Origin of the sequence: Streptomyces sp. NPDC053542 (assembly GCF_044544685.1) — a bacterium.
Lineage (GTDB): Bacteria > Actinomycetota > Actinomycetes > Streptomycetales > Streptomycetaceae > Streptomyces.
Window position 1 is genome coordinate 363,398 of sequence record NZ_JBITXL010000004.1, and the last position, 24,416, is coordinate 387,813.

Sequence of the window (24,416 nt, forward strand, 5' to 3'; positions counted from 1 at the left end):
GAGACCACCATGGCACTCACCCAGCACGACATCGACCGTGAAGTGGCCGAGCTGCAGGACGCGTACGACAAGGCGCGGGCCGGCGGCGCGCCCGCCGCGCACCACCCGCCGCGCGACTACGCGCCGTACCGCTCCAGCGCGTTGCGCCACCCCAAGCAGCCGCTGGTCGCGGTGCACGGCGACCCGGAGACCGTCGAGCTGTCCGGCCCGGCCTTCGGCACCACCGACGTCACGGCCCTCGACAACGACCTCACCCGGCAGCACACGGGCGAGCCGCTCGGCGAGCGGATCACCGTCTCCGGGCGGCTGCTGGACGGCCGCGGCCGTCCCGTGCGCGGCCAGCTCGTCGAGATCTGGCAGGCCAACGCCTCGGGCCGGTACGCCCACCAGCGCGACGACCACCCCGCGCCGCTGGACCCCAACTTCACCGGTGTGGGCCGGGTGCTGACCGGCGACGACGGCAGCTACTCCTTCACCACCATCAAGCCCGGGGCCTACCCCTGGCGCAACCACACCAACGCCTGGCGCCCGGCGCACATCCACTTCTCGCTCTTCGGCGACGCGTTCACCCAGCGGCTGGTCACGCAGATGTACTTCCCGAACGACCCGCTGTTCCCGTACGACCCGATCCTCCGCTCGGTGACCGACGAGTCGGCCCGGCAGCGGCTGATCGCCACCTACGACCACGACCTGTCCCAGCCGGAGTTCTCGCTGGGCTACCGCTGGGACATCGTCCTGGACGGTCCGTCCGCCACCTGGATCGAGGAGGGCCGCTGATGTCCGACCAGCACAGCCCCGCACTGGCCCCGACGCCCTCGCACACCGTGGGCCCCTTCTACGGGTACGCGCTGCCGTTCCCCGACGGCGGCGAGATCGCCCCGGCCGGGCACCCGGACACGATCACCGTGCACGGATACGTGTACGACGGTGCCGGCGAGCCGGTCCCGGACGCACTGCTGGAGTTCTGGCAGGCGGCGCCCGACGGCTCGCTCACCGGCAAGCCCGGCTCGCTCCGCCGCGACCCGGTGACCGGTGGCTTCTACGGCCGCAACGGCGTGGACTTCACCGGCTTCGGGCGGGTGCCCACCGACGCCGACGGGCACTACGCGATCCGCACGCTGCCGCCGGGCGGTGCGCCGTACCTCTCCGTCTGCGTCTTCGCGCGCGGCCTGCTGCACCACCTCTTCACCCGCGCCTACCTCGACGAACCCGCCGGCGACACGCTGCTGTCGGGTCTGGAGCCCGCGCGGCGGGAGACTCTTCTCGCCAGGGCCGAGGCGGACAAGCACCGCACGTACCGCTTCGACATCCACCTCCAGGGCGACAAGGAGACGGTCTTCCTTGCCTTCGACTGAACCCGCCGGGGACTCCGCCGCCGGGCCCGCGGACGTGGGGCTGCTGGCCCCCGTCCGGGCCGGCTCGGCGGCCGAGGCCGCGACGGGAGACGCCGCGTTCCTCCAGGCCATGCTGGACGCGGAGGCCGCGCTCACCCGCGCGCAGGCCGCGCTCGGCGAGGCCCCGGGCGCGGCGGCCGACGCCGTGACGGCCGCGGCCGACGTGCGCCGGTTTGACGTCCGTGACCTGGCGCTGCGTGCCCGCTCCGGCGGCAACCCGGTGATCCCGCTGGTCGCGGACCTCACCGCGGCGGTCAAGGAGAGCGCGCCGGACGCCGCCGCGTACGTCCACCGGGGCGCCACCAGCCAGGACATCTGGGACACCGGCGCGATGCTGGTCGCACGGCGGACGGTGGCGCTGGTACTGAGTGACCTCGCCCGTACGGCGACCGCGCTGCACGGGCTGGCGGAGGTGCACCGCGAGACGGTCATGCCGGGCCGCACCCTCACCCAGCACGCCGTGCCGACCACCTTCGGGCTGAAGGCGGCGGGCTGGCGGGCGCTGGTCCTGGACGCGTACGAGCGGCTGGCGGCGGTCCGGCTGCCGGCCCAGCTGGGCGGGGCCGCCGGGACGCTGGCCGCGTTCGGCGCGCTGTCGGAGACCTTCGCGCCCGAGGACGGGGAGCGGCTGATCGCGACGTACGCGGCGGAGGCCGGGCTCGACGAGCCGGTACTCCCCTGGCACACGCTGCGGACGCCCGTCGCCGACCTGGCATCCGCGCTCGCGTTCGCCACCGGCGCGCTCGGCAAGATCGCCGCGGATGTGCTGGTGCTCTCCCGTACCGAGTGCGGTGAGGTCGCCGAGGGCAGCGGCGGGGGCTCGTCCGCGATGCCGCACAAGGCCAATCCGGTACGCGCCACGCTGCTCGCCGCCGCGGCCCGGCAGGCCCCGGGTCTCGCCGCGACCGTACTGGGCTCGCTGGCCGCCGAGGACGAGCGCCCGGCCGGCGCCTGGCACGCCGAATGGCAGCCGCTGCGCGAGCTGCTGCGGCTGGCCGGCGGCGCCGCCGAGCACGCCGCCGCGCTGGCCGAGGGCCTGCGCGTCTTCCCCGACCGGATGCGCGCCAACCTCATGCGGACCAAGGGGCTGATGGCCGCCGAGCGGCTGTCCGCCGCGCTCGCGCCGGTACTCGGGCGGCAGGCGGCCAAGGCGGCGCTGACCCGCGCCTCGCGCACCGCCGTCGAGGAGGACCGCACGCTGGCCGACGTGCTGCGCGCCGACCCGGAGGTGGCCGGTGCGCTGCCCCCGGAGGAGCTGGCCGCGCTGGCCGACCCCGCCGCGTACACCGGATCGGCGGCCGTCCTCACCGACCGGGCGCTGCGCCGTCCGGGCCCGGCCGCGTGAAGCCACCGGGACCCGCCACGGCCCCGCGTCCGCGACCGGCGCCTGACCGCCGCCCCGCCGGGCACCCGTTCCCCATCCGTATCCGTAACTCCCCAGAGGAGGCCCCCACATGACCGAGCTCCCCCACCACCGGCTCGACGGACCGCAGGACGCCCCGCCGCTCATCCTCGGCCCGTCCATCGGCACCTCGCTCGATGTCTGGGAGCCGCAGCTGGCGGCCCTGACCCGGACGCACCGCGTGCTGCGCTGGGACCTGCCGGGGCACGGCGGTTCGGCGGCCGGGCTGGTGCCCGCCGAGGCGACCATGGCCGACCTCGCCCGGCTCGTGCTGGGGCTGGCCGACGCGCAGGGCTGGGACACCTTCGCGTACGCCGGGATCTCCATCGGCGGCGCGGTGGGCCTGACGCTGGCCGCCGACCACCCCGAGCGGCTGACCCGGCTGGCCGTGGTCTGCTCCTCGGCGGACTTCGGCGGCTCGGACACCTGGCGGGAGCGGGCCGCGCTGGTCCGCGCGGACGGTACGGAGGCGATGGCGGCCAGCCGTCCGGGCACCTGGTTCGCGCCCGAGTTCGCCGCGGCGCACCGCGGGCAGGCGCTGATCAAGGACCTGCTGGACACCGACCCGGCCGGCTACGCCGCCTGCTGCGAGGCGCTCGCCTCGTACGACATCCGCGACCGGCTGGCCGACATCACCGTGCCCACGCTGGTCGTCGCGGGCCGCGAGGACCCGGCGACGCCGCCCGCGCACGCCCGCGAGATCGCCGACGGCATCCCCGGCGCGAGCCTCACCGAGGTCGCGGACGCCTACCACCTGGCGGGGGTGGACCGGCCGGGCCCGGTGACCGCCGCGCTCGCCGCCCACTTCGCGCCGGACCCCGACGCCGCGTCCGGCACCGCCGGGCACCCGGTCGACGACGCGGGCCGGCACGCCGCCGGGATGGCCGTGCGCCGCGCCGTCCTGGGCGACGCGCACGTGGACCGCGCCGAGGCCGGGAAGACCCGGTTCACCGCCCGCTTCCAGGACTTCATCACCCGCTACGCCTGGGGCGAGATCTGGGCCGGCGACACCCTGGACCGCCGCACCCGCAGCTGCATCACGCTGACCGCGATGATCGCCCACGGCCACCACTCCGAATTCGCCATGCACGTACGGGCCGCGGTACGCAACGGCCTCACCCCCGAGGAGATCGGCGAGGTCGTGATGCAGAGCGCCGTCTACTGCGGCGTACCGGCCGCCAACACCGCGTTCGGCATCGCCCAGGAGGTGCTCGCCGAGCTGGAGTGACCTGCGCGGCGGGCGGTGCGATGCGCCCGCGACACCCGGCGATGTCCCCGTCCGGAATGATCTGTTGCGCGTTTCACGTTGTTGCCATGCGTGCATCACACCGGTGCGGCAGAGTAGCCGCACCGGGTCGATCATCGACGAGCGCTGGGGGACAGCAGGCATGACGGACATCGGCAGACGGCGGCTGTTGGCGGCCGGCGGCGGTATCGCGCTCACCGGCGCACTGGCGGCCTGCGGCTCCAACACCGGCCGGAGCGGCGGCAGTTCGGGTCCGGCGCTGAGCCAGTGGTACCACCAGTACGGCGAGGCCGGCACCGAGCAGGCGGTGAAACGGTACGCCGCTGCGTACGACAAGGCCGACGTCACCGTCCAGTGGCGGCCCGGAGACTACGACCGGCAGACCGCCGCCGCCCTGCTCACCGACTCGGGCCCGGACGTCTTCGAGGTCAACGGCCCGACGCTGGACCAGATCCGCGGCGGCCAGGTGGCCGACCTGACCGACCAGGTCGCGCCGGCCAAGGACGACTTCAACCAGGCCGTGCTCGCGCCGAAGATCTGGCAGGACAAGATCTGGGCGATCCCCCAGGTCATCGACGCGCAGCTGCTGTACTACCGCAAGAGCATGCTGACGGACGCCGGAGTCCGGCCGCCCCGCACGCTCGACGAACTGGTCGACGCCGCCCGCGAGCTGACCGCCAAGGGCAGGAAGGACAAGGTCAAGGGGCTGTTCCTGGGGAACGACGGGGGCGCGGGCGCGCTCTTCGGCACCCCGCTCTACGCCGCCGGCCTCTCGGCCGTCACCGAGGACGGCAAGGTCGGCTTCGACGACCCGGCGGCGGCCCGCACGCTCGGCAAGATCCACGAGCTGTACGCCGACAAGTCGCTCCTGCTCGGCGCGCCCACCGACTGGTCCGACCCGGACGCGCTCACCCAGGGCCTGACCGCCATGCAGTGGTCGGGGCTGTGGGCGCTGCCGGAGGTGAAGAAGGCGCTGGGGGACGACTTCGGTGTGCTGCCGTTCCCGAAGGACGGCGCGGGCGGGAAGGTCGCGGTGCCGGTCGGCGCGTACGGCTCGGCGGTGAGCGCGCGCAGCAAGCACAAGAAGGAGGCCGCGGAGTTCGCGAAGTGGCTGTGGATCGACCGCACGGACCACCAGCGCGACTTCGCGCTCTCCTACGGCTTCCACATCCCGGCCCGGATCTCGCTCGCGAAGAAGGCGAAGGAGCTGCGGTCGGGCGCGGCGGCCGACGCGGTCTCCTACGCCACGGACCACGGCTACGCCGAACCGCTGCTGTGGACCACCGCCGCGAAGACCGCCTACCAGGACGCGCTCAGCCGCATCATCAAGAACGGCGCGAACCCGGAGACGGAGCTGAAGTCGGTCGTCCGCAAGACCCGCGCGGAGCTGGAACGGGTCAAGAAGAAGTGATCCGGAGCCTGCTGGGACCCCAGAACCGCACTCTGTGGTTCTGGGTGTTCGTCGGTCCGTTCGCGGTCGGACTGGCCCTGTTCACGTACGTACCGCTGCTGTGGAGCGTCTGGCTCAGCTTCTTCGACGCGCACAACACCGTGACGCCGACGAAGTTCGTCGGACTGGACAACTACGCCGCGATGCTGGGCGACGACGCGTTCCTCAGCAGCCTGGGGACGTTCCTGCTGTTCTCGGCGTTCATCGTGCCGGCGACGTACGTGCTGTCGCTCGGGCTGGCGCTGATGGTGAACCGGGTGCGGATCGCGCAGGCGTTCTTCCGGTCGGTCTTCTTCCTGCCCACCGCGTGCAGTTACGTGGTGGCCTCGCTGGTGTGGAAGCTGTCGGTCTTCAACGGGGTGCGCTTCGGGCTGGTCAACACCGTGCTGGGGTGGTTCGGCGCGGACCAGACGGCGTGGCTGTCGACGACCGACCCGCCCTGGTACTGGCTGGTGATCGTCACCGTACGGCTGTGGCTGCAGGCCGGCTTCTACATGATCCTCTTCCTGGCCGGGCTGCAGCGGATCTCCCCGCGGCTGTACGAGGCGGCCGCGGTGGACGGCGCGAAGCCCGGCTGGCAGACCTTCCGGCACATCACCTTCCCGCAGCTGCGGGCGACGTCGGTGGCCGTCGTCCTGCTCCTGGTCATCAACGCCTTCCAGGCATTCGACGAGTTCTACAACCTGCTCTCCGACGCCCGCGGTTATCCGCCGTACGCCCGGCCGCCGCTGGTCTACCTGTACTACATCGCGCTCGGCAGCGAGCAGAACCTCGGGCTCGGCAGCGCGGGCGCGGTGATCCTCGCGCTGATCATCGCGGTGGCGACCATCGTCCAGGCCCGCTGGTTCGGGCTCGGCCGCAAGGAGGACTGACCGGTGGACCAGGCACTCATCCGGGCGGGCCGGGCCCTGCGGCTGGTCCTGCTGATCGTCCTCGCGCTGCTCTTCCTGATCCCGTTCTACCTGCTGCTGCGGAACGGGCTGGCGACCGAGGCGGACATCACCGCGCCGGACTGGACGTTCTTCCCGCGCTCGCTGCAGTGGGGCAACTTCGCCGAACTGTTCGCGGACCCGAACCTGCCGATGGCGCGGGCGCTGCTGAACTCCACGGTGATCGCGGTGGCCACCACGCTGGGCACGCTGCTGCTGGCCTCGCTGGCCGGGTACGGCCTGGCCCGCATCCCGTACCGGCACGCGAACGCGGTCTTCTACGCGATCCTCGGCACGCTCATGGTCCCGGCCGCGGTCACCTTCGTGCCCAGCTTCGTGCTGGTCTCCTCCCTCGGCTGGATCTCGACGTTGCGCGGACTGATCATTCCCACCCTTTTCTCCGCTTTCGCGTGCTTCATCTTCCGGCAGTACTTCCTCGGCTTCCCGCGCGAGCTGGAGGACGCGGCGCGGGTGGACGGGCTGGGGTACTGGCGGACGTACTGGCGGGTGGTGGTGCCGAACTCACGGCCGGTGTTCGCGGCGGTCGGCACGATCGTCTTCATCGGGGCGTGGAACGCCTTCCTGTGGCCGCTGGTGATCGGCCAGGACCGGGAGGCGTGGACGGTGCAGGTGGCGCTGTCGACGTTCACCACCGCGCAGAACGTCAATCTGCACGCGCTGTTCCTCGCGGCCGCGGTCTCGATCCTGCCGCTGGTCCTGGTGTTCTTCCTGCTCCAGCGGTACATCGTGGCGGGCGTGGAGCGGACGGGTATCGACGACTGACACCTCCTGGTGACCACCGCGGCGGGCCTGGTACGGTGCGAGACATGATGGCGCTTACACCTTCCCGTGTGCGGGAGCCGCAGGACTGCGGCCCCCACGGTGAGTGCGCGCCCCGCGGCCTCAGCTTCCTGAGCCGCCGCGGCCGGGTGGGGTCTCCCCCGGCCTGTTCCCCGCGTCGCTGAGCCCTGTCGGCTCGCGGCGCTTCTTTCCTCCCCCTTTTTCCTTTTTCACCCTTTCCGTGCCTGCGCACGTTCCCAGTCCCTTGGTACCTCCAGGAGGATCAGATGACGGCCATCGCCGAACCCACCACCGCCCCCGCCGCCCCGCTGCTGCGCGATCACCGCATCCCCGCCGACGGCCTCTACGAAGGCGTACGCGTCCTGAACCGGCTGCCCGAAGGCTGGGAGGACCGGCCGTACGAGCGCTTCGAGGTCGTGCCGCAGGGCCGCACCATCGGTGCCGAGATCCGCGGCGTGGACCTGTCCCGGCCGCTGGGCGACGCGCTCCGCGCCGAGCTGAACCGGGCCCTGCTGGAGTGGAAGGTGCTCTTCTTCCGCGGCGCGCACCTGACCTCCGGCGCGCAGGCCGCGTTCGCCCGCAACTGGGGTGAGCTGGAGACCAATCCGCTGCTGGCGCGCGGGGCCAGCGAGGAGGTGGTGCGGTTCGACAAGAAGGACCCCACGGCACCCACCTTCGAGAACGTCTGGCACACGGACGTGACCTTCCGGGAGCGGCCCGCGCTGGGCGCCGTACTCCAGCTCCGCGAGGTGCCGCCGTTCGGCGGGGACACGATGTGGGCGGACATGGCGGCCGCGTACGACAACCTGCCGCAGGAGGTGAAGGACCGCATCGACGGCGCGAAGGCCGTGCACGACTTCATCCCCGGCTTCTCGCGCTTCTACTCGGCGGAGCGGCTCGCCCCGCTCCAGGAGCAGTTCCCGCCGGTCGAGCACCCGGTGGTGCGCCGGCACCCGGAGACCGGCCGGAAGATGCTCTTCGTCAACACCTCCTTCACCACCCGCATCGTGGGCTGGGACCAGGAGGAGAGCGACCGGATGCTGCGGCTGCTGTTCCAGCAGGCCCATGTGCCGGAGTACCAGGTGCGGTTCCGCTGGCAGGCGGGCGACGTGGCGTTCTGGGACAACCGGGCGACGCAGCACTACGCGGTGTACGACTACGCGCCGCACGCCCGGGTCGCCGAGCGGGTCGCCATCGCGGGCGACCGGCCCCAGTAGGACTGTCCGGCCTCCCGTTACCGCTTGTTGAGGTCACGTCAACTCGGGCCTCCTACGGTGCACTTCGCGCCACCCCGGCCGCCGTCCGGCGGCCGGGGCTCTCCCGACACACGTGGAGTGACCGTGGAACGTCGTACCTTCCTGCGCGGAGCCGTCATCGGTGCCTCGGCGGCCGCCTTCGCCGGCACCCTGATGCCCGGTGCCGCCTACGCCGCACCCGCCCAGCCGGGCTCCGGCCCGTACGGCGCGCTCGGCGCCGCGGACGCCAACGGCATCCAGCTGCCCGCCGGGTTCACCAGCCGGGTCATCGCCCGGTCGCGTCAGACGGTCGGCAGCACCGGGTACACCTGGCACGACGCCCCCGACGGCGGCGCCTGCTTCGCCGATGGCGCGGGCTGGATCTACGTCTCCAACTCCGAGATCAACCCCGGCGGCGGCGTCAGCGCCGTGAAGTTCTCCTCGACGGGCGCGATCACCGGCGCGTACCGCATACTCTCCGGCACCCGGCAGAACTGCGCGGGCGGCAGAACCCCCTGGAACACCTGGCTCTCCTGCGAGGAGGTCTCGCTCGGCGCGGTGTACGAGACGGACCCGTTCGGGGCGAAGGCCGCGGTCCGCCGGGACGCGCTGGGGAAGTTCAAGCACGAGGCGGCCGCGGCCGACCCGGTGCGCAAGGTGATCTATCTGACCGAGGACGAGTCGGACGGCTGCCTGTACCGCTTCGTGCCGACCACCTGGGGCGATCTGTCGGCCGGCCGGCTCCAGGTGCTGGTCGCCGGGACCGCCACAGCCGGCTCCTTCAGCTGGGCGGACGTGCCGGACCCGGACGGTTCGCCGGCCACCACCCGTACCCAGGTCTCCGGCGCCAAGCACTTCAACGGCGGCGAGGGCTGCCACTACGCCAACGACACGGTGTGGTTCACCACCAAGGGCGACAACCGCCTCTGGCAGCTGAACCTGGCGAACAACACGTACGAGCTGGCGTACGACGACTCGCTGGTCACCGGCGGGAACGCGCCGCTGACCGGCGTCGACAACGTCACCGGCGCGTCCTCCGGCGACCTCTACGTCGCCGAGGACGGCGGCAACATGGAGATCTGCGTCATCACGCCGGACGACGTCGTGGCGCCGTTCCTGCGGATCAGCGGCCAGTCGGGCTCGGAGATCACCGGCCCGGCCTTCTCGCCGGACGGCAAGCGGCTGTACTTCTCCAGCCAGCGCGGCACGACCGGCAGTTCGTCCGGCGGCATCACCTACGAGGTCACGGGGCCGTTCCGGGCGTAGCCGGTACCGGGTCCGCCGGGGCGCCGCCGCGGATGAGGGCGGCGCCCAGGGGCGTGAGGGTGTGCAGGACCGCGTTGCCCTGGCGCAGGGTGACGAGCAGTCCGGCCTCCCGCAGTACGGTCGCGTGCTGGCTCGCGGAGGCCAGCGACACCTCCGCGCGCCGGGCCAGTTCGCTGGTGGTGCAGCCGCCGCCGATGCCCCGCAGGATCGCGGAGCGGGTGCGGCCGACGAGCTTGCCGAGCGAACGGCCCGGCGCCGTGGCCACGGTGGGCCGCGGGGCGTGGTGCTCGACGGGGTAGACCAGGACGGGTGTGAGCTCCGGGTCGAGGAGGGTGACCGGGGTGCGGCGGCAGAAGAACGACGGGACGAGCAGCAGCCCCCGGCCGTTCAAGTACACGTCGCGGTCGACGGGATAGTCGGCCTCCAGGACGGGCGGCCGCCAGCGCATCATGGGCGGCAGCGAGCCGAGCAGCCGGTCGGCGCCGCCGTCCAGCAGGGCCCGGCCGCGGGCCGCCCGGTCCGCCTCGATACGGGCCTGGAGGTGCGGCCAGTAGGGCGCGATGGCCGCGTCGTGGTAGTGCCGCAGGACGCCGGCGAGCCGGTGCAGCGGCCGGGTGTCGCCCTGGGCGAGGTCGCGCAGCCACGGCTGGGGCGGGCGGCCCTCGGTCAGCCGGGTGAGGTCCCGGTGCAGCCGCGGGGCCGGAGTCGCCTTCAGCGCGGCGAGTGCGTCATCGATTCCGAGCAGCCCCTCGGGGGGCGTCAGGAAATCGGGAAAATATCCCTTGGTAGGGATCAGCGGGGCGAGATAACGTGTTTCACCATTCAACCGGGAGCGGGTTTCCGTCCGCCATTCGTTCAGCGTCGTACCACCCTGCCGGTCGCGAAGTCGGTGAAAACTTAAAACGGTCTCCCACAGCACATCAGGGCGCGCGGCAATCCGCACGCGTGCCAGATCCGGTCCACTGAAATGGACGCGCAGCACCGAAACCCCACCATCGCCATCCGTTGTCGGCCCCCGAGCACCGAGTATGCACACGGCCACGTGGGGTCACCACGCCCTTTTGGCCAGACTTGAAAAGGGTCGCGCCGGGGCCGAACTCCCGGAATGCTGTTGCTCAATTCGGTGGCGATACGGATGGCACGGATTGCTCGGACCCGTGGGGGGTGACGAGTCATCACCGGCCGTCCCGCTACCCGCCGAAGGCCGCCGCCCGGGCCGAGCTGGCGGCGGCAGCTCCCGAGGGGGGAGTCCGGAAAAGGCGAGGGCGGCACCTCCGCACAGGTGCCGCCCTCGTTTCAGCGAGCCGGAGCCGCCCATAGGCTGAGGGTCGGGGGCCCATACAGCGGCTCCGGTCGTCTGTGGACCGGGTGACCGGCCGTTTGTACCGCCTGCCGACCGGAGTTTCGTGCACCGGCCGGCAGACGTGCTCAGGGGTCGGGCGCTCTGGCCCGACCGCGGGTCAGCGGCTGTCGCTGCCCTTGGACTCCGCCGCCGCGCGGCCCGCCTCCAGGCGCGCCACGGGGATGCGGAACGGCGAGCAGGACACGTAGTCCAGGCCCACCTCGTGGAAGAAGTGCACCGACTCGGGGTCGCCGCCGTGCTCGCCGCAGACGCCGAGCTTGAGGTCGGGGCGGGTGGCCCGGCCGGCCTCCACGGCGTTGCGGACGAGCGAGCCCACGCCGTCCTTGTCGATCGTCTCGAACGGGCTGACGCCGAAGATGCCCTTCTCCAGGTACGCGGTGAAGAAGCTGGCCTCCACGTCGTCCCGGGAGAAGCCCCACACGGTCTGCGTGAGGTCGTTCGTGCCGAAGGAGAAGAAGTCGGCGGACTCGGCGATCTGCCCGGCGGTGAGGGCCGCACGGGGCAGCTCGATCATCGTGCCGAGGGTGACCCCCAGCTCCACGCCCTGCTCCTGCTCGACCTCCGCGATGACCTGCTCGGCCTCCTCGCGGACGATCTCCAGCTCCTGGACGGTGCCGACCAGCGGGATCATGACCTCGGCGCGCGGGTCGCCGCCGGCCTTCTTCCGCTCGGCCGCGGCCTGCGCGATGGCCCGTACCTGCATGGTGAACAGGCCGGGGATGACCAGGCCGAGGCGGACGCCGCGCAGACCCAGCATCGGGTTCTGCTCGTGCAGCTTGTGCACGGCCTGGAGCAGGCGCAGGTCGTTCTCGTTGGCATCCTTGCGGGCCTCGGCGAGCGCGACCCGTACGGACAGCTCGGTGATGTCCGGCAGGAACTCGTGCAGCGGCGGGTCCAGGAGGCGCACCGTGACGGGCAGGCCGTCCATCGCCTCGAAGAGCTCGACGAAGTCGCCCTTCTGCAGCGGGAGGAGGGCGGCCAGCGCCGCGTCCTGCTCGTCGTTGGTGTCGGCGAGGATCAGGCGCTCGACCAGCTCGCGCCGCTCACCGAGGAACATGTGCTCGGTGCGGCACAGGCCGATGCCCTGCGCGCCGAAGCGGCGGGCGCGGGCGGCGTCCTCCGCGTTGTCGGCGTTGGTGCGGACGGCCAGCCGGCGCTTGGAGTCGGCGTACGACATCAGGCGGTGCACGGACTGCACGAGCTCGTCCGTGCCCTCGGCCTCCGCGTCGACCTTGCCCTCGAAGTACTCGACGACCGGGGACGGGACGACCGGGACCTCACCGAGGTAGATCTTGCCGGTGGAGCCGTCGATGGAGACGACGTCGCCCTCCTCGATGACCACACCGCCCGGCGCGGTCAGGCAGCGCCGCTTGGTGTCGACCTCCAGCTCCTCGGCGCCGCAGACACAGGTCTTGCCCATGCCGCGGGCGACGACGGCGGCGTGCGAGGTCTTGCCGCCGCGCGAGGTGAGGATGCCCTCGGCGGAGATCATGCCGTTGAGGTCGTCCGGGTTGGTCTCGCGGCGGATGAGGATGACCTTCTCGCCCGAACGCGACCACTTGACCGCGGTGTACGAGTCGAAGACGGCCTTGCCGACGGCCGCGCCAGGCGAGGCGGCGATGCCCCGGCCCAGCAGCTCGGTCTTCGCCTTCTCGTCGAAGCGGGGGAACATCAGCTGCGCGAGCTGCGCGCCGTTGACCCGCTGCAGCGCCTCGGCCTCGTCGATCAGGCCCTGGTCGACGAGCTGCGTGGCGATGCGGAAGGCCGCACCGGCCGTGCGCTTTCCGACGCGGGTCTGCAGCATCCACAGCTTGCCGCGCTCGATGGTGAACTCGATGTCGCACAGGTCCTTGTAGTGCGTCTCGAGCGTCTCCATGATCTGCATCAGCTCGTCGTACGACTTCTTGTCGAGCTGCTCCAGCTCCGCGAGCGGAACGGTGTTGCGGATACCGGCGACGACGTCCTCGCCCTGCGCGTTCTGCAGGTAGTCGCCGTAGACGCCCTGGTGGCCGCTGGCCGGGTCGCGGGTGAAGGCGACGCCGGTACCGGAGTCGGGGCCGAGGTTGCCGAAGACCATCGAGCAGACGTTGACCGCCGTGCCGAGGTCGCCCGGGATGCGCTCCTGGCGCCGGTACAGCTTGGCCCGGTCGGTGTTCCACGACTCGAAGACCGCGCGGACGGCGAGGTCCATCTGCTCGCGCGGGTCCTGCGGGAAGTCGCGCTTCGTCTCCTTGGAGACGATCTCCTTGAACTGCCCGACGAGCTTCTTCATGTCGGCCGCGTCCAGCTCGACGTCGACCTTCACGCCCTTGGCCTTCTTGGCCTCGTCCAGCGCCTCTTCGAAGAGGTCACCGTCCACGCCGAGCACGGTCTTGCCGAACATCTGGATGAGGCGGCGGTACGAGTCCCACGCGAAGCGCTCGGAACCGGCCTGCTGCGCGAGGCCGTTCACGGACTCGTCCGAGAGCCCGATGTTCAGCACGGTGTCCATCATGCCGGGCATCGAGAACTTCGCACCGGAACGGACCGATACGAGCAGCGGGTTGTCCGCCTGCCCGAGCTTCTTGCCCATCTGGCGCTCCAGCGCGTCCAGATGCGCGGTGACCTCGGCACGCAGTGCCGCCGGCTCCTCGCCGCTCTCCAGGTACTCCTTGCACGCCTCGGTGGTGATGGTGAAACCGGGCGGGACGGGAAGTCCCAGATTGGTCATCTCGGCGAGGTTCGCACCTTTCCCGCCGAGCAGATCCTTCAGGTCCTTGTTGCCCTCGGTGAAGTCGTAGACGAACTTCACCGCGTCGGCGGACGGGGATACGTGGGGATCTTGTGTTTCCGACACGGGACTGACTCCTCGCGGACGGGCTGCCCTGACGGCGAGGAACATACCCAGATCGAAGGCGTCTGGGTACGTCCACTCGGTCGACATACGCCTGTAACCCGACGTCAGCCAACAGATCGAAAGTCAGCTGTCCCGAGATCATGCATTCATCTTCTGAAGGTATGACTCCGGAAGGTATCGATGATCATGGCTGATTCCGCACAGAGCGCGACGATCGCCTTGATCGTCTGAACTCAAGAACGGTGGCACCCAGTGCCAGCCTTGGAGACATAGAACCCCGATGAAACGCTCATCTGAGCGCGACCCTGATCAAGGGTGGCGAGAATCACGCGCGCCGAGGCCCTCCGATCCCACGATTCGGACCGGCCGGCGGACAGGTAACGCCCCTGTCATCCCGCCGTCGCCACTCGCTCCAGGAAGGCGTCCACGAGCGCGTACGCCCGCTCCCGCGCCTCGGGAAGCGCCGCCCGCACCTCCTTGACCAGCGCGTCGGGGTCGGCGCCGAGCGACTCCGCGATCCCCGTGTCATCGCCGTCGAACCAGGCCCGCAGCACCTCCGGCGTCAGCTCCGGATGGAACTGCACGCCCAGCGCCCGCCCGCAGACGAACGCCTGCGACGCGACCTCGTTGCGCGCGAGCTCGCGGAGCGGCAGGCCGGCACCACCGTCCTCCGGTACGGCCTTCGGGAGCAGCCACCGGTCCCCGTGGAACTGGAACCACGGCCCCGGTCCGACCAGCCCCGGCTCGTCCGCCTCGATCTCCGTCCAGCCGAGCTCGAAGCGCGGGGCGCGCTCAATCGATCCCCCGAGCGAGGCGGCCAGCAGCTGCCCGCCGAAGCAGATGCCGAGCACGGGTACGCCCAGCCGCCGCGCGTCCCGCAGCAGGTCCAGTTCGGCCCGTATCCACGCGTTCATGCGGTTCACCGACCAGGGCGCGCCGAGCGACAGGATCAGGTCATATTCGGCGGCCGCCGGAAACCGGGGCTCGACGTCCGGAGTCGCGTACCGCTCGGCGGGGACCACGAGCAGTTCGTCGAGCGCGTATCCGCGCTGCGCCAGCCGGTCGCCGGCGTGGCCGGCGGTGGAGAGGTGGTCGTGGGCGATGACCAGGGCGCGCTTTGTCATGGATACCTCGCTCGGTTCGGGTTCGGGGCCTTGTGTCGGTCGGGCTCGGACTCTTGGGTCGGTCGAGCTCGAAGCCTCGTGCCGCTCGGGCCCGGACCCTTGTATCGTTTGGCATCAAACAATACCGTCGGTCGGCACCTCACCCGAGAGCCCTCGTCAATGACCTGGAGGCCCCATGCCGTCCCCCCGCATGCTGCTCGTCCTCAGCGAGAACTGGACCATGACCGGCGGCCGCTGCGACCTGGCGGCGCTGGTCCGCTGGGCCCGCGAGGCGGAGGACGCGGGCTTTGACTCGGTCATGCTCAGCGAGCACCTCGTCCTCGGCCCGGACTCCGGCGCGCGGGGCGTCATGCCCAACCCGCGCGAGTACGCCCTCCCGGGCAACCAGGACCCGCACACCCCCTGGCCCAACTCGGTCGTCCTGCTCAGCGCCATCGCCGCGGTCACCGAGCGGCTGCGCCTGGTCGCCGGCGCGATCCTGGCGCCGCTGCGCCACCCGCTCGTCCTCGCCAAGGAGCTGGCCACGCTGGACCTGCTCAGCGAGGGGCGGCTGGTCGTCCTGCCGACGGTGAGCTGGAGCCGCGACGAGTACGCGGCGCTGGACGTGCCGTTCGAGAAGCGCGGCAGGCTGCTGGACGAGCACCTGGCCGCGTGGGAACGGCTGTGGCAGCCCTCCCCCGCCACCTTCAAGGGTGAGCACTACGCCTTCTCGGACGTCCACCTGGAGCCCAAGCCGTACCGGCCCGGCGGCCCGGAGCTGTGGTTCGGGGGCGGCTCGCTGCACGGCCCGCTGCTGCGCCGCCTGGTCCGTTACGGCCACGGCTTCAACCCGCTGGGCCGGCCGGCCCCCGGGGAACTGGAGAAGCTGCGCGCGGCGATGGCGGAGGCCGGCCGCTCGATGGACGAGCTGGAGCTGGTCGGCGGTACGCGGGCGGCCTTCCCCGGCCCGGACGCGGTCGCGGACCTGGGCCGCGCGCTGGAGAGCGTGCCGGAGCAGCTGGCGCAGGGCTTCGGCACGTTCTGCGTCAAACCGTCGCAGTTCACCGACGACCCGCAGGACGTCGGCCGCTTCTGCCGCGAGGTGATGCGGCGGGTGGCGCGGCTGACGTCCTGAGGGGCGTACGAAGAGGGCGTACGAAAGAGGGCGTACTGCGCGGGGTCCTGCTGGGGGCCGTGCCGGTCCCCAGCAGGTGGTGCGGCGGCTCAGTGGCCGCGGGCGATCCACTCCTCCAGGTGCGGCGCCTCGTCCCCGATGGTGGTGCTGTCGCCGTGGCCGGTGAACACCTTGGTCTCCGGCGGCAGGCTGAGCAGCCGTTCCTTGATGGACTCGACGATGGTCGGGAAGTCCGAGAACGACCGGCCGGTCGCGCCGGGGCCGCCCGCGAACAGGGTGTCCCCGGTGAACACGGCCCCCAGCGCCGGCGCGTACAGGCACACCGCGCCGGGCGCGTGCCCCGGCGTGTGCAGCACGGTCAGCTCCGTACCGGCGACCGTGAAGACCTGCCCGTCCTCCAGCTCGCCGTCCGGCAGCCGCTCGGGGTGGGTCAGCTTCCACAGCGGCCAGTCGTCCGGGTGCAGCAGGACCGGGGAGGCGGCCCGGTCCGCGAGTTCCGGCGCGGCGTCGATGTGGTCGTTGTGCGCGTGCGTGGAGATGATCGCCAGCAGCCGGCGGTCCCCGACGGCGCGCAGGATGGCCTCGGCGTCGTGCGCGGCGTCGATGACGACTGCTTCGTTGTCGTCCCCGATGATCCACACGTTGTTGTCGACGTCCCAGGTACCGCCGTCGAGGGAGAACGTCCCGGAGGTGACCAGGTGATCGATGCGGGCCGCCATCACAGCACCACCACCGAGCGCAGCACGTCGCCTTCGTGCATCCGGTCGAACGCCTTCTCGACGTCCTCGATGCCGATCGTCTCGGTCACGAACGCGCCGAGGTCGATCCGGCCCTGCTGGTGCAGGTCGACCAGCATCGGGAAGTCACGCGACGGCAGGCAGTCTCCGTACCAGGACGACTTGAGGGCCCCGCCGCGGCCGAAGACGTCCAGCAGCGGCAGCTCCAGCGTCATCTCCGGCGTCGGCACGCCCACCAGAACCACCGTGCCCGCCAGATCGCGGGCGTAGAACGCCTGCTTGTACGTCTCCGGACGGCCGACCGCCTCGATGACGACATCCGCACCGAACCCACCGGTCAGCTCGCGGATCGCCTCGACCGCGTCCACGGCCTTGGAGTTCACGGTGTGCGTGGCGCCGATCGCCTCGGCGGTCGCCAGCTTCCGGTCGTCGATGTCCACCGCGATGATCTTCGCGGCGCCGGCGAGCCGGGCCCCGGCGATCGCCGCGTCACCGACACCACCGCAGCCGATCACGGCAACCGAGTCGCCCCGCCCGACGTTGCCCGTGTTGATCGCCGCGCCGACGCCGGCCATCACGCCGCAGCCGAGCAGCCCCGCCACGGCGGGCGAGACACTCGGGTCGACCTTCGTGCACTGCCCCGCCGCCACCAGCGTCTTCTCCGCGAACGCACCGATACCGAGGGCGGGCGACAGCTCCGTACCGTCCGTCAGCGTCATCTTCTGCTTGGCATTGTGCGTGTCGAAGCAGTACTGCGGACGCCCCCGCAGACACGCCCGACACTGCCCGCACACCGCACGCCAGTTCAGAATGACAAAGTCGCCCGGCGCCACGTCCGTCACGCCCTCGCCCACCGACTCCACGACGCCAGCGGCCTCGTGCCCCAGCAGGAACGGGAACTCGTCGTTGATGCCGCCCTGCTTGTAGTGCAGGTCCGTATGGCACACACCGCACGCCTGGATCTGCACGACCGCCTCACCCGGGCCGGGATCCGGGATCACGATGGTCTCCACTCGTACCGGCTCGTTCTTCCCCGGTGCGATGACTCCGCGTACTTCCTGCGCCATGGGAGCAGCCTTTCGCCACGTCAGATCATGGGACGGGATCTCCTGTCCGGCCCGCCCACGGGACACCCTCGCGCTCGCGCGGGCACCGCGTCCAACATCCAGTTCTGATCACATTCATCGCTGACTGTGCTCAATAGACGGATGATGCTCCATGGCGGGCTGGTGCTCGATGGAGGCCAGCAGCGCCTGGGCCGCGGGCGAGAGCCGGCCGCTGCGGGGCACGGCGATGCCCACATTCCACACCGTGTCGGCGGCGAGCGGTACCGCGGCGAGTCCGCGCGCCTGGTCCTTGTGCGTGACCGGGCGGGGCACCACCGCGACGCCCATCCCCCGCGCGACCAGGTCGAGGAGCGTGTAGACGTCGTTGACCTCCATCGCCACCGTGCGGCGCGTGCCCGCGGCGGCGAACAGCGCGTCGGCGGCCCGCCGGGCGCCCCAGTCGCGGTGCAGGTCGACGAAGACCTCGCCGGCCAGCGCTTGCGGGGCGAGCGGTTCGCCACCGTACGCCGCGGGCGGCTCGCCGCCGTACGTTGCGGGCGGTTCACCGCCGTACGCCGCGCGCGGCTCGCCGCTGGGGACGAGCGGGTGGTCCGGGCGGCACAGCAGCATCATCGGCTCGGTCGCCACGGGCCGGATGCGCACGCCCTCCTCGTGCCCTTCGTACACGACGAACGCCAGGTCCAGGGCGCCGCGGCGGACCTCCCCCAGCAGGTGCGCCGAGCCGGACTGGACCATGTGGACCTCGACGCCGGGGTGGCGTCCGCGCAGGTCGGCCAGGAGCGAGACGGGGTCGATGATGCCCATGCACTGCTCGGTACCGACGGCGAGGGTGCCGGTGAACAGGCCGCGTACGGCCGCGACCGCCTCCCGCGCCGCGGCGGCTCCGGCCAGCGTGCGGCGCGCCTCCACGAGGAAGGCCCGGCCCGCGGCGGTGAGCTGGACGCGGCGGGTGGTGCGGGCGAAGAGGTCGGCGCCGAGCTCGCGCTCCAGGGCGCGTACGGAGGCGGAGAGGCCGGACTGGGCGATGTGCAGCCGTTCGGCGGCGCGTGTGAAGTGCTGCTCTTCGGAGACGGCGACGAAGTGTTCCAGGTGCCTGAGTTCCACGATTAAGCACTGTAGATGCTGGGACCTCATCGCGAAACGGGTTGCGTATGACGCAGCGTACGACACTCAACGCCCCACGAAAATCCCCCGCCCTCTTGCGCCGTCCCCGCACCTCCACATTAAGTTTGACCCCAAACGACTACCAGCCGCTGCCGGTCTCCGTACTCACCGTCCCTAAGGGGCCGCCATGCCAGATCCCGCTGCTCCCGCCACTCCCAGTACTCCCATTGATCCCACTGCTCCCGCCGACCTCGTCCTCCTCAACGGCCACGCCCTCACCCTCGACGCCGCGTTCCGTACGGCCGAGGCGGTCGCCGTGCGCGGCGGCCGCATCGCCGCCACCGGGACCACCTCCGAGCTGCGCCCGCTCATCGGCCCGCGCACGGAGGTCGTCGACCTCGCCGGCGGCACCGTCCTCCCCGGCATCAACGACTCGCACCTGCACGCCTGCGCGTTCGGCGCCACCCGCCCGCCGCTCGCCGTGGACGTCTCGTCCCCCACCGTCTCCTCGATCGCGGACATTCGCGCGGCCGTACGCGCCCAGGCGGACCGGCAGCCGCCCGGGACCTGGATCTTCGGCAACGGCTGGGACATCGGGTACCTCGACGAGTGCCGCAAGGACAGCGCCCGCACGCCCACCCGCTGGGACCTGGACGAGGTCTCCCCCGACCACCCGGTCCTCCTGTACGAGTTCTCCGGGCACACCGCCTGGCTCAACTCCCGCGCCCTGGAGGCGGCGGGCATCACGCCGGACACCGACGCGCCACCCGGCGGCATCATCGAGCGGCGGGCCGACGGCGCCCCCACCGGCATCCTCCGCGAGAGCGCCCAGGAGCTGGTCAACACCGTCATCCCGGCCATGACCGAGGCGGCGCGCGAGGCCGCGATCCGGGCCGCGATCGACGTCTGCCACGCCGAGGGCATCACCAGCTTCACCGAGCCGGGGCTCGGGCCCGGCGGCAAGAGCCTCTTCCTCGGCTCCGCCGACACCGCCACGCTGAAGGTGTACGCGCGAATGGCGCGCGAGGGCCAACTCCGCGCCCGCGTCAGCGTCCTGCTCCTCCCCCTCGAAATGGGCGGCGCGGCCGCCGGTCTCCCCGACCGTCTGGCCGCCCTCGAAGGACTCTGCGACGGCGCCGACCCCCGTCTTCTCTCCGTCCTCGGCGTCAAGCTCTTCGCCGACGGGGTACCGCCCAGCCGTACGGCCTGGATGTCCGAGGAGTACGCGAACGGCGGCGGCCACGGCAGCCTCTGCCTGCACGGCCGCACCCACACCCAACGCGTCGACGAACTCAACGCGATCATCCGTCACGTCCACGCCACAGGTCACCAACTCGGCGTCCACATCACCGGCGACGCCGGCATCGACGCCGTCGTGGACGCCTTCGCCGCCGCCCAGCTCGACCACCCGCGCCCGGACGCCCGGCACTACATCATCCACGGCGACTTCGCCTCACCCCGCGCCCTGGCCACCCTGGCGAAACACGGCTGGGGCGCCAACATGAACCCCGGCGTCAAGGACACCATCGCCGACCTGATGGACGGCATCGTCGGCCCCGAACGCTCGGCGTACCAATGGCCGGTACGCAGCGCGGTGGACGCCGGCATCCCGGTCACCGCCAGCTCCGACGCCCCCATCACCTACCCGAACTGGCGCGCCGGCGTCTCCTCCATGCTCCTCCGCCGCTCCAAGGCCACCGGCCGCCCCAGCGGCCCCGACCAGTGCGTGGACCTCCAAACCGCCCTCCGCGCCTACACCACCCACGCCACCCGCCAAGACTTCGCCGAGTCCTGGAAAGGCACCGTGACCCCCGGCAAAACCGCCGACCTCTGCGTCCTCGCCGGCGACCTCCTCCACACACCCCCGGAAGACATCCCGTCCCTCCCGGTCACCATGACCATCTTCGACGGCGAGATCGTCCACGACACCCGCTGACCGGGGCGCGGCGCACCAACGGACAAACAACTCAGACAAGCAACGCAGACAAGGAGGCCGTGATGGGGCCCACGCTCGACAGCAGTCATGCGGACTGGGTACGGGTCGCCGAGGGGATCGTGCCGCCGGGGCGGCATCGGATCGCGGGGCGGGAGGAGGACGGGTCGGGGGCCGTGTTCGATGTGGTCTCGCCGCGGGACGGTGCGGCGCTCGCCGAGGTCGCCGACGCCGGGGAGAAGGAGGTGGATCTCGCCGTTGCCGCGGCGCGGCGGGCGTTCGACTCCGGACCTTGGCCGCGTCTCGCCCCGGCCGAGCGGGGGCGCGCCCTGCTGCGGATTGCCGATCTCGTCGAAGAGCACCGCTCCGAGATCGCGGCGCTGATCTCGTTGGAGAACGGTAAGCCGATCGCCGAGTCGTACGGGATCGAACTGCGGGCCGTGGCAGGGACTTTCCGGTGGTACGGGCAGCTCGCGGACAAGCTGCGCGATGAAGTGCCGCACACCGATCCCGGTGCGCTGGCGCTGGTCACGCGGGAGCCGGCCGGGGTGGTCGGGGCGGTCGTGCCGTGGAACTTTCCGCTCACGCTCGCCGCCTGGAAGATCGCCCCGGCGCTGGCCGCCGGCTGCGCCGTCGTGCTCAAGCCCTCCGAGCTGACTCCGCTCTCCGCCCTGCTGCTGGGGCGGCTCGTCGACGAGGCCATGGCGGAGGCGGGGGTGCCGGGCGGCGTGCTCAACGTCGTCGCGGGCGACGGGCCGACCGCCGGCCGCGCGCTCGGCCTGCACCCGGACGTCGACGTGCTCGCCTTCACCGGCTCCACCGCCGTCGGCCGCCACTACCTGCGGTACGCCGCCGACTCCAACCTCAAGCGGGTCTGGCTGGAGCTGGGCGGCAAGTCCCCCAACATCGTGCTGCCCGACGCGCCGGATCTGGACGCGGCCGCCGCCACCGCCGCCTGGGGGATCTTCTTCAACCAGGGCGAGATGTGCACCGCGCCGTCCCGGCTGCTCGTGCACTCCTCGGTCGCGGAGCGGGTGACGGACGCGGTGGTCGCGCGTGCCGAAGCGCTGCGGATCGGCGATCCGCTGGATCCGGCGACCGAGATGGGGGCGCTGGCGGGGGCCGCCCGGATGGACGCCGTACGCGGGCACGTCGAGGCGGGGCGCGCGGCCGGGGCCCGGCTCCGTACCGGCGGCGAGCCGCTCGACCCGGCGCCCGTGCCCGGCGGTACGTACCTCCGGCCCACCGTCTTCGACCGGGTCACCCCGGACATGGCGCTCACCCGCGAGGAGGTCTTCGGGCCGGTGCTGTCCGTGCTGACCTTCGACACCGTCGAGGAGGCGGTGGCGCTGGCCAATGACACCGAGTACGGCTTGGCGGCCGGGCTGTGGACCGGCGATCTCCGCACCGCGCACACCGTCTCGCGCGCCCTGCGCGCCGGCACGGTCTGGGTCAACTGCTACGAGGAGGGCGATCTGACCGTCCCCTTCGGCGGCTACAAGCAGTCCGGCAACGGCCGCGACAAGTCCGCGCACGCGCTGGAGAAGTACACCGAACTCAAGACCACTTGGATTCAGTTGTGAATAACTCGACCACCCGTACGCGTCCGCTGATCGCGCTGCCGCAGCGGTTCTCCGCCACGACGTCCGCGCTGCGGTACGAAGCCGTGGTCACCGCGCGGGCGCTGGCCGACACCGTACTGCGGGCCGGTGGTGAGCCGTTCATGATGCATCCGTACGCACCCGAGGGGCGGGTGGACGAGGCGGAGGTCGCGGATCGGCTGGCGCGCTGCGACGGGGTGCTGCTGCCGGGCGGCGGGGATCTGACGCCGCGGCTGTACGCGACGGCGGAGGCGGCCGTGCACGAGAGCGTGTACGACGTGGACGAGGAGCAGGACGCGTTCGACCTGGCGGTGGCCCGGTACGCGCTGGGGGCAGGGCTGCCCACGCTCGCCGTCTGCCGCGGACTGCAGGTCGTGAACGTCGCGCTGGGCGGCACGCTGCGGCAGGACATGGGCGGGCCGGACCGCGAGCACCGGCACGTCGTGCATCCCGTACGGCTGGAGAGCGGGTCGGCCGTGGCGCGCGCGGCCGGTACGGAGCGGGTGGACGCGTCCTGCTTCCACCACCAGTGCGTGGACCGGCTGGGCGCCGGGCTCACGGTGACCGGCCGGGCCGCCGACGGCACGGTCGAGGCGCTGGAACTGCCGGACGGGGCGGGCTGGTTCGTTGCAGTGCAGTGGCACCCGGAGGACACGGCAGCGAAGGACCCGGCCCAACAGGGGTTGTTCGACACGCTGGTGAGGCAGTCGAGTCCGAGTTATCCACAGCCCGAGCGGGATGAGAACGCCGTGCCCTAATCTCGAAACGTAGTCACGGAGAGTCGCCGGCGGGCCGCTGCAGGGGGCCGTTGCAGCGGCCGTTACAGGGGGCTGTTGGACGGGCTGTTGCAGGGGGCTGTTAGACGGGCCGTTGCAGGGGCCCTTCCGACCGACGCACACGAAGTGACTACTCCGGGGGGAGGGGGGAGGGCCCCCGCGGGGGTTGTGGGGTCAGGCAGGCGGGGGGTGTGAGGCCAGGCCCGCGGGGCTTGCGGGGTCGGATCCACGGGGGACGCCGGGTCAGCCCCACGGGGGTTGCCGGGCCAGCCCCACGGGGGTTGCCGGGACAGCCCCGCGGGGTTGCCGGGCCAGCCCCGCGGGCGCTACCGGGTCACCCCCGCGCCCGCCGCCCACTCCTCCGCGGCCGTGGGTCCGCGCCTCCCAGTAGGTCCAACCGGCGCTGTTCGCCGTCCGTTTCCACTCGGACGACGATGCGGCGGAGGAGGTCGGCGAGTTGGCGGGCCTCGGTGTCGGTGAGGTCGTCGGTGACGAATGCCTCCTCGGCGTTGAACTGCGGGAAGAGCTCCGCCATCAGCTCCTCGCCCGCCGGGGTGAGGGAGAGCAGCGCGAGCCGGCCGTCGGTCGGGTGGCCGCTGCGTTCCATCAGGCCGCGGCCCTGGAGCGTGCGGGCGACGCCGGTGAGCGTGCCCTTGGAGATGCCGGCCTCCTCGGCGACCCGCCGGGTCTCCATCTCGCCCCAGATCCACACCACCCACAGCACCACGAAGGAGGTCCAGGTCAGCTCGGCGCCGCGCAGCACCGAGTTCTCGAAGTGCTGCCGGACCGCGGCGGCGGCGCGGTAGATGTTGCCCACCGCCGCCATCTGCGCGTGCCGGATGGGCGTCTCGCCGAGCTTGGCCTGTACCGCCTTCTCCGTGTCCCCGATGGAACGGTGACCGGTCACCACAGCCGCTCCCGCATCTCCCGCATCTCCCCACACCTTCCTGCGAACCCGCCCGGACCCTTGCCGGGGGTCGTTTGTGGTCGTACGATCTGCCGCACCGAAATCCATACGGGCTCAAACGATATCGCGGC

At 71.9% G+C, this 24,416-nt stretch carries 20 protein-coding genes; 13 read left to right on the top strand and 7 right to left on the bottom strand.

Features of this window, described 5'->3' with window-relative positions; all coding sequences use genetic code 11:
• The first annotated feature begins 9 nt into the window (after nucleotides 1-9).
• From pcaH to ACIGXO_RS13400, 9 genes are all read left to right on the top strand, one after another.
• Nucleotides 10-777 carry a protocatechuate 3,4-dioxygenase subunit beta gene (gene pcaH / locus ACIGXO_RS13360; protein ID WP_399784772.1) on the top strand — a complete coding sequence of 256 codons (768 nt, stop codon included), beginning with the start codon at nucleotides 10-12 and terminating at the stop codon, nucleotides 775-777.
• The gene (gene pcaG, locus ACIGXO_RS13365) at nucleotides 777-1,355 is read left to right on the top strand and encodes a protocatechuate 3,4-dioxygenase subunit alpha (protein ID WP_399784775.1); all 579 of its coding nucleotides are present in this window, start codon (nucleotides 777-779) and stop codon (nucleotides 1,353-1,355) included. The genes pcaH and pcaG overlap by 1 nt, the downstream gene beginning before the upstream one ends.
• Nucleotides 1,342-2,739 (top strand): 3-carboxy-cis,cis-muconate cycloisomerase, encoded by a 1,398-nt coding sequence (gene pcaB, locus ACIGXO_RS13370; RefSeq protein WP_399784777.1) that lies wholly within the window; start codon nucleotides 1,342-1,344, stop codon nucleotides 2,737-2,739. The genes pcaG and pcaB overlap by 14 nt, the downstream gene beginning before the upstream one ends.
• 109 nt (nucleotides 2,740-2,848) lie before the next feature.
• Entirely contained in the window at nucleotides 2,849-4,024 is a 1,176-nt protein-coding gene (pcaD, locus tag ACIGXO_RS13375; RefSeq protein ID WP_399784781.1) for a 3-oxoadipate enol-lactonase, read from the top strand.
• 160 nt (nucleotides 4,025-4,184) lie between these two features.
• Nucleotides 4,185-5,453, top strand: a complete 1,269-nt coding sequence (locus ACIGXO_RS13380; protein ID WP_399785649.1) for an ABC transporter substrate-binding protein — start codon at nucleotides 4,185-4,187, stop codon at nucleotides 5,451-5,453.
• On the top strand, nucleotides 5,450-6,364 hold the full coding sequence (locus tag ACIGXO_RS13385; protein WP_399784784.1) for a carbohydrate ABC transporter permease: 915 nt from the start codon (nucleotides 5,450-5,452) through the stop codon (nucleotides 6,362-6,364). Before ACIGXO_RS13380 ends, ACIGXO_RS13385 begins: the two co-directional genes overlap by 4 nt.
• 3 nt (nucleotides 6,365-6,367) lie before the next feature.
• Nucleotides 6,368-7,204 (top strand): carbohydrate ABC transporter permease, encoded by an 837-nt coding sequence (locus tag ACIGXO_RS13390; RefSeq protein WP_399784787.1) that lies wholly within the window; start codon nucleotides 6,368-6,370, stop codon nucleotides 7,202-7,204.
• Between the two features lie 284 nt (nucleotides 7,205-7,488).
• A complete protein-coding gene (locus ACIGXO_RS13395; RefSeq protein WP_399784790.1) occupies nucleotides 7,489-8,439 on the top strand; it encodes a TauD/TfdA dioxygenase family protein in 951 nt (316 codons plus the stop codon).
• Nucleotides 8,440-8,562: 123 nt separating this feature from the next.
• On the top strand, nucleotides 8,563-9,723 hold the full coding sequence (locus ACIGXO_RS13400) for an alkaline phosphatase PhoX (RefSeq protein ID WP_399784793.1): 1,161 nt from the start codon (nucleotides 8,563-8,565) through the stop codon (nucleotides 9,721-9,723).
• Here the strand turns inward: ACIGXO_RS13400 and ACIGXO_RS13405 are convergent.
• The 3 genes from ACIGXO_RS13405 to ACIGXO_RS13415 form a co-directional block, all read right to left on the bottom strand.
• Entirely contained in the window at nucleotides 9,701-10,549 is an 849-nt protein-coding gene (locus ACIGXO_RS13405) for an ArsR/SmtB family transcription factor (protein ID WP_399784796.1), read from the bottom strand. The genes ACIGXO_RS13400 and ACIGXO_RS13405 overlap by 23 nt on opposite strands.
• Nucleotides 10,550-11,183: 634 nt before the next feature.
• Nucleotides 11,184-13,922 carry a pyruvate, phosphate dikinase gene (ppdK, locus tag ACIGXO_RS13410; RefSeq protein ID WP_399784799.1) on the bottom strand — a complete coding sequence of 913 codons (2,739 nt, stop codon included), beginning with the start codon at nucleotides 13,920-13,922 and terminating at the stop codon, nucleotides 11,184-11,186.
• A gap of 389 nt (nucleotides 13,923-14,311) precedes the next feature.
• A complete protein-coding gene (locus tag ACIGXO_RS13415) occupies nucleotides 14,312-15,046 on the bottom strand; it encodes a type 1 glutamine amidotransferase (protein ID WP_399784801.1) in 735 nt (244 codons plus the stop codon).
• Between the two features lie 175 nt (nucleotides 15,047-15,221).
• Here ACIGXO_RS13415 and ACIGXO_RS13420 point away from each other — a divergent pair, with 175 nt between their 5' ends.
• Nucleotides 15,222-16,160, top strand: a complete 939-nt coding sequence (locus ACIGXO_RS13420; protein WP_399784804.1) for a TIGR03619 family F420-dependent LLM class oxidoreductase — start codon at nucleotides 15,222-15,224, stop codon at nucleotides 16,158-16,160.
• Nucleotides 16,161-16,249: 89 nt separating this feature from the next.
• On the opposite strand, the gene ACIGXO_RS13425 is transcribed toward ACIGXO_RS13420, so the two are convergent.
• The 3 genes from ACIGXO_RS13425 to ACIGXO_RS13435 all read right to left on the bottom strand — a co-directional run bounded on the left by ACIGXO_RS13425 (nucleotide 16,250) and on the right by ACIGXO_RS13435 (nucleotide 19,068).
• A complete protein-coding gene (locus ACIGXO_RS13425; RefSeq protein WP_399784807.1) occupies nucleotides 16,250-16,879 on the bottom strand; it encodes an MBL fold metallo-hydrolase in 630 nt (209 codons plus the stop codon).
• On the bottom strand, nucleotides 16,879-17,964 hold the full coding sequence (locus ACIGXO_RS13430) for an S-(hydroxymethyl)mycothiol dehydrogenase (RefSeq protein WP_399784810.1): 1,086 nt from the start codon (nucleotides 17,962-17,964) through the stop codon (nucleotides 16,879-16,881). Before ACIGXO_RS13430 ends, ACIGXO_RS13425 begins: the two co-directional genes overlap by 1 nt.
• Nucleotides 17,965-18,078: 114 nt before the next feature.
• A complete protein-coding gene (locus ACIGXO_RS13435; RefSeq protein ID WP_399784813.1) occupies nucleotides 18,079-19,068 on the bottom strand; it encodes a LysR family transcriptional regulator in 990 nt (329 codons plus the stop codon).
• A 187-nt stretch (nucleotides 19,069-19,255) separates the two neighbouring features.
• Here ACIGXO_RS13435 and ACIGXO_RS13440 point away from each other — a divergent pair, with 187 nt between their 5' ends.
• The 3 genes from ACIGXO_RS13440 (at nucleotide 19,256) to ACIGXO_RS13450 (ending at nucleotide 23,360) form a co-directional block, all read left to right on the top strand.
• Complete coding sequence (locus tag ACIGXO_RS13440) at nucleotides 19,256-21,004, top strand: amidohydrolase (RefSeq protein WP_399784816.1); 1,749 nt, start codon at nucleotides 19,256-19,258, stop codon at nucleotides 21,002-21,004.
• Between the two features lie 62 nt (nucleotides 21,005-21,066).
• On the top strand, nucleotides 21,067-22,584 hold the full coding sequence (locus ACIGXO_RS13445) for an aldehyde dehydrogenase (RefSeq protein ID WP_399784819.1): 1,518 nt from the start codon (nucleotides 21,067-21,069) through the stop codon (nucleotides 22,582-22,584).
• Nucleotides 22,581-23,360 (top strand): gamma-glutamyl-gamma-aminobutyrate hydrolase family protein, encoded by a 780-nt coding sequence (locus ACIGXO_RS13450; RefSeq protein WP_399784822.1) that lies wholly within the window; start codon nucleotides 22,581-22,583, stop codon nucleotides 23,358-23,360. Before ACIGXO_RS13445 ends, ACIGXO_RS13450 begins: the two co-directional genes overlap by 4 nt.
• Before the next feature lie 352 nt (nucleotides 23,361-23,712).
• On the opposite strand, the gene ACIGXO_RS13455 is transcribed toward ACIGXO_RS13450, so the two are convergent.
• Complete coding sequence (locus tag ACIGXO_RS13455; protein ID WP_399784824.1) at nucleotides 23,713-24,285, bottom strand: MarR family winged helix-turn-helix transcriptional regulator; 573 nt, start codon at nucleotides 24,283-24,285, stop codon at nucleotides 23,713-23,715.
• Nucleotides 24,286-24,416: the final 131 nt, after the last annotated feature.

Coding starts and splice junctions, on each gene's coding strand:
- ACIGXO_RS13395 (WP_399784790.1), top strand. CDS start 7,489: ATGACGGCCATCGCCGAACCCACCACCGCCCCCGCCGCCCCGCTGCTG.
- ACIGXO_RS13440 (WP_399784816.1), top strand. CDS start 19,256: ATGCCAGATCCCGCTGCTCCCGCCACTCCCAGTACTCCCATTGATCCC.
- ACIGXO_RS13380 (WP_399785649.1), top strand. CDS start 4,185: ATGACGGACATCGGCAGACGGCGGCTGTTGGCGGCCGGCGGCGGTATC.
- pcaG (WP_399784775.1), top strand. CDS start 777: ATGTCCGACCAGCACAGCCCCGCACTGGCCCCGACGCCCTCGCACACC.
- ACIGXO_RS13420 (WP_399784804.1), top strand. CDS start 15,222: ATGCCGTCCCCCCGCATGCTGCTCGTCCTCAGCGAGAACTGGACCATG.
- pcaD (WP_399784781.1), top strand. CDS start 2,849: ATGACCGAGCTCCCCCACCACCGGCTCGACGGACCGCAGGACGCCCCG.
- ACIGXO_RS13430 (WP_399784810.1), bottom strand. CDS start 17,964: ATGGCGCAGGAAGTACGCGGAGTCATCGCACCGGGGAAGAACGAGCCG.
- pcaH (WP_399784772.1), top strand. CDS start 10: ATGGCACTCACCCAGCACGACATCGACCGTGAAGTGGCCGAGCTGCAG.
- ACIGXO_RS13415 (WP_399784801.1), bottom strand. CDS start 15,046: ATGACAAAGCGCGCCCTGGTCATCGCCCACGACCACCTCTCCACCGCC.
- ACIGXO_RS13425 (WP_399784807.1), bottom strand. CDS start 16,879: ATGGCGGCCCGCATCGATCACCTGGTCACCTCCGGGACGTTCTCCCTC.
- ACIGXO_RS13445 (WP_399784819.1), top strand. CDS start 21,067: ATGGGGCCCACGCTCGACAGCAGTCATGCGGACTGGGTACGGGTCGCC.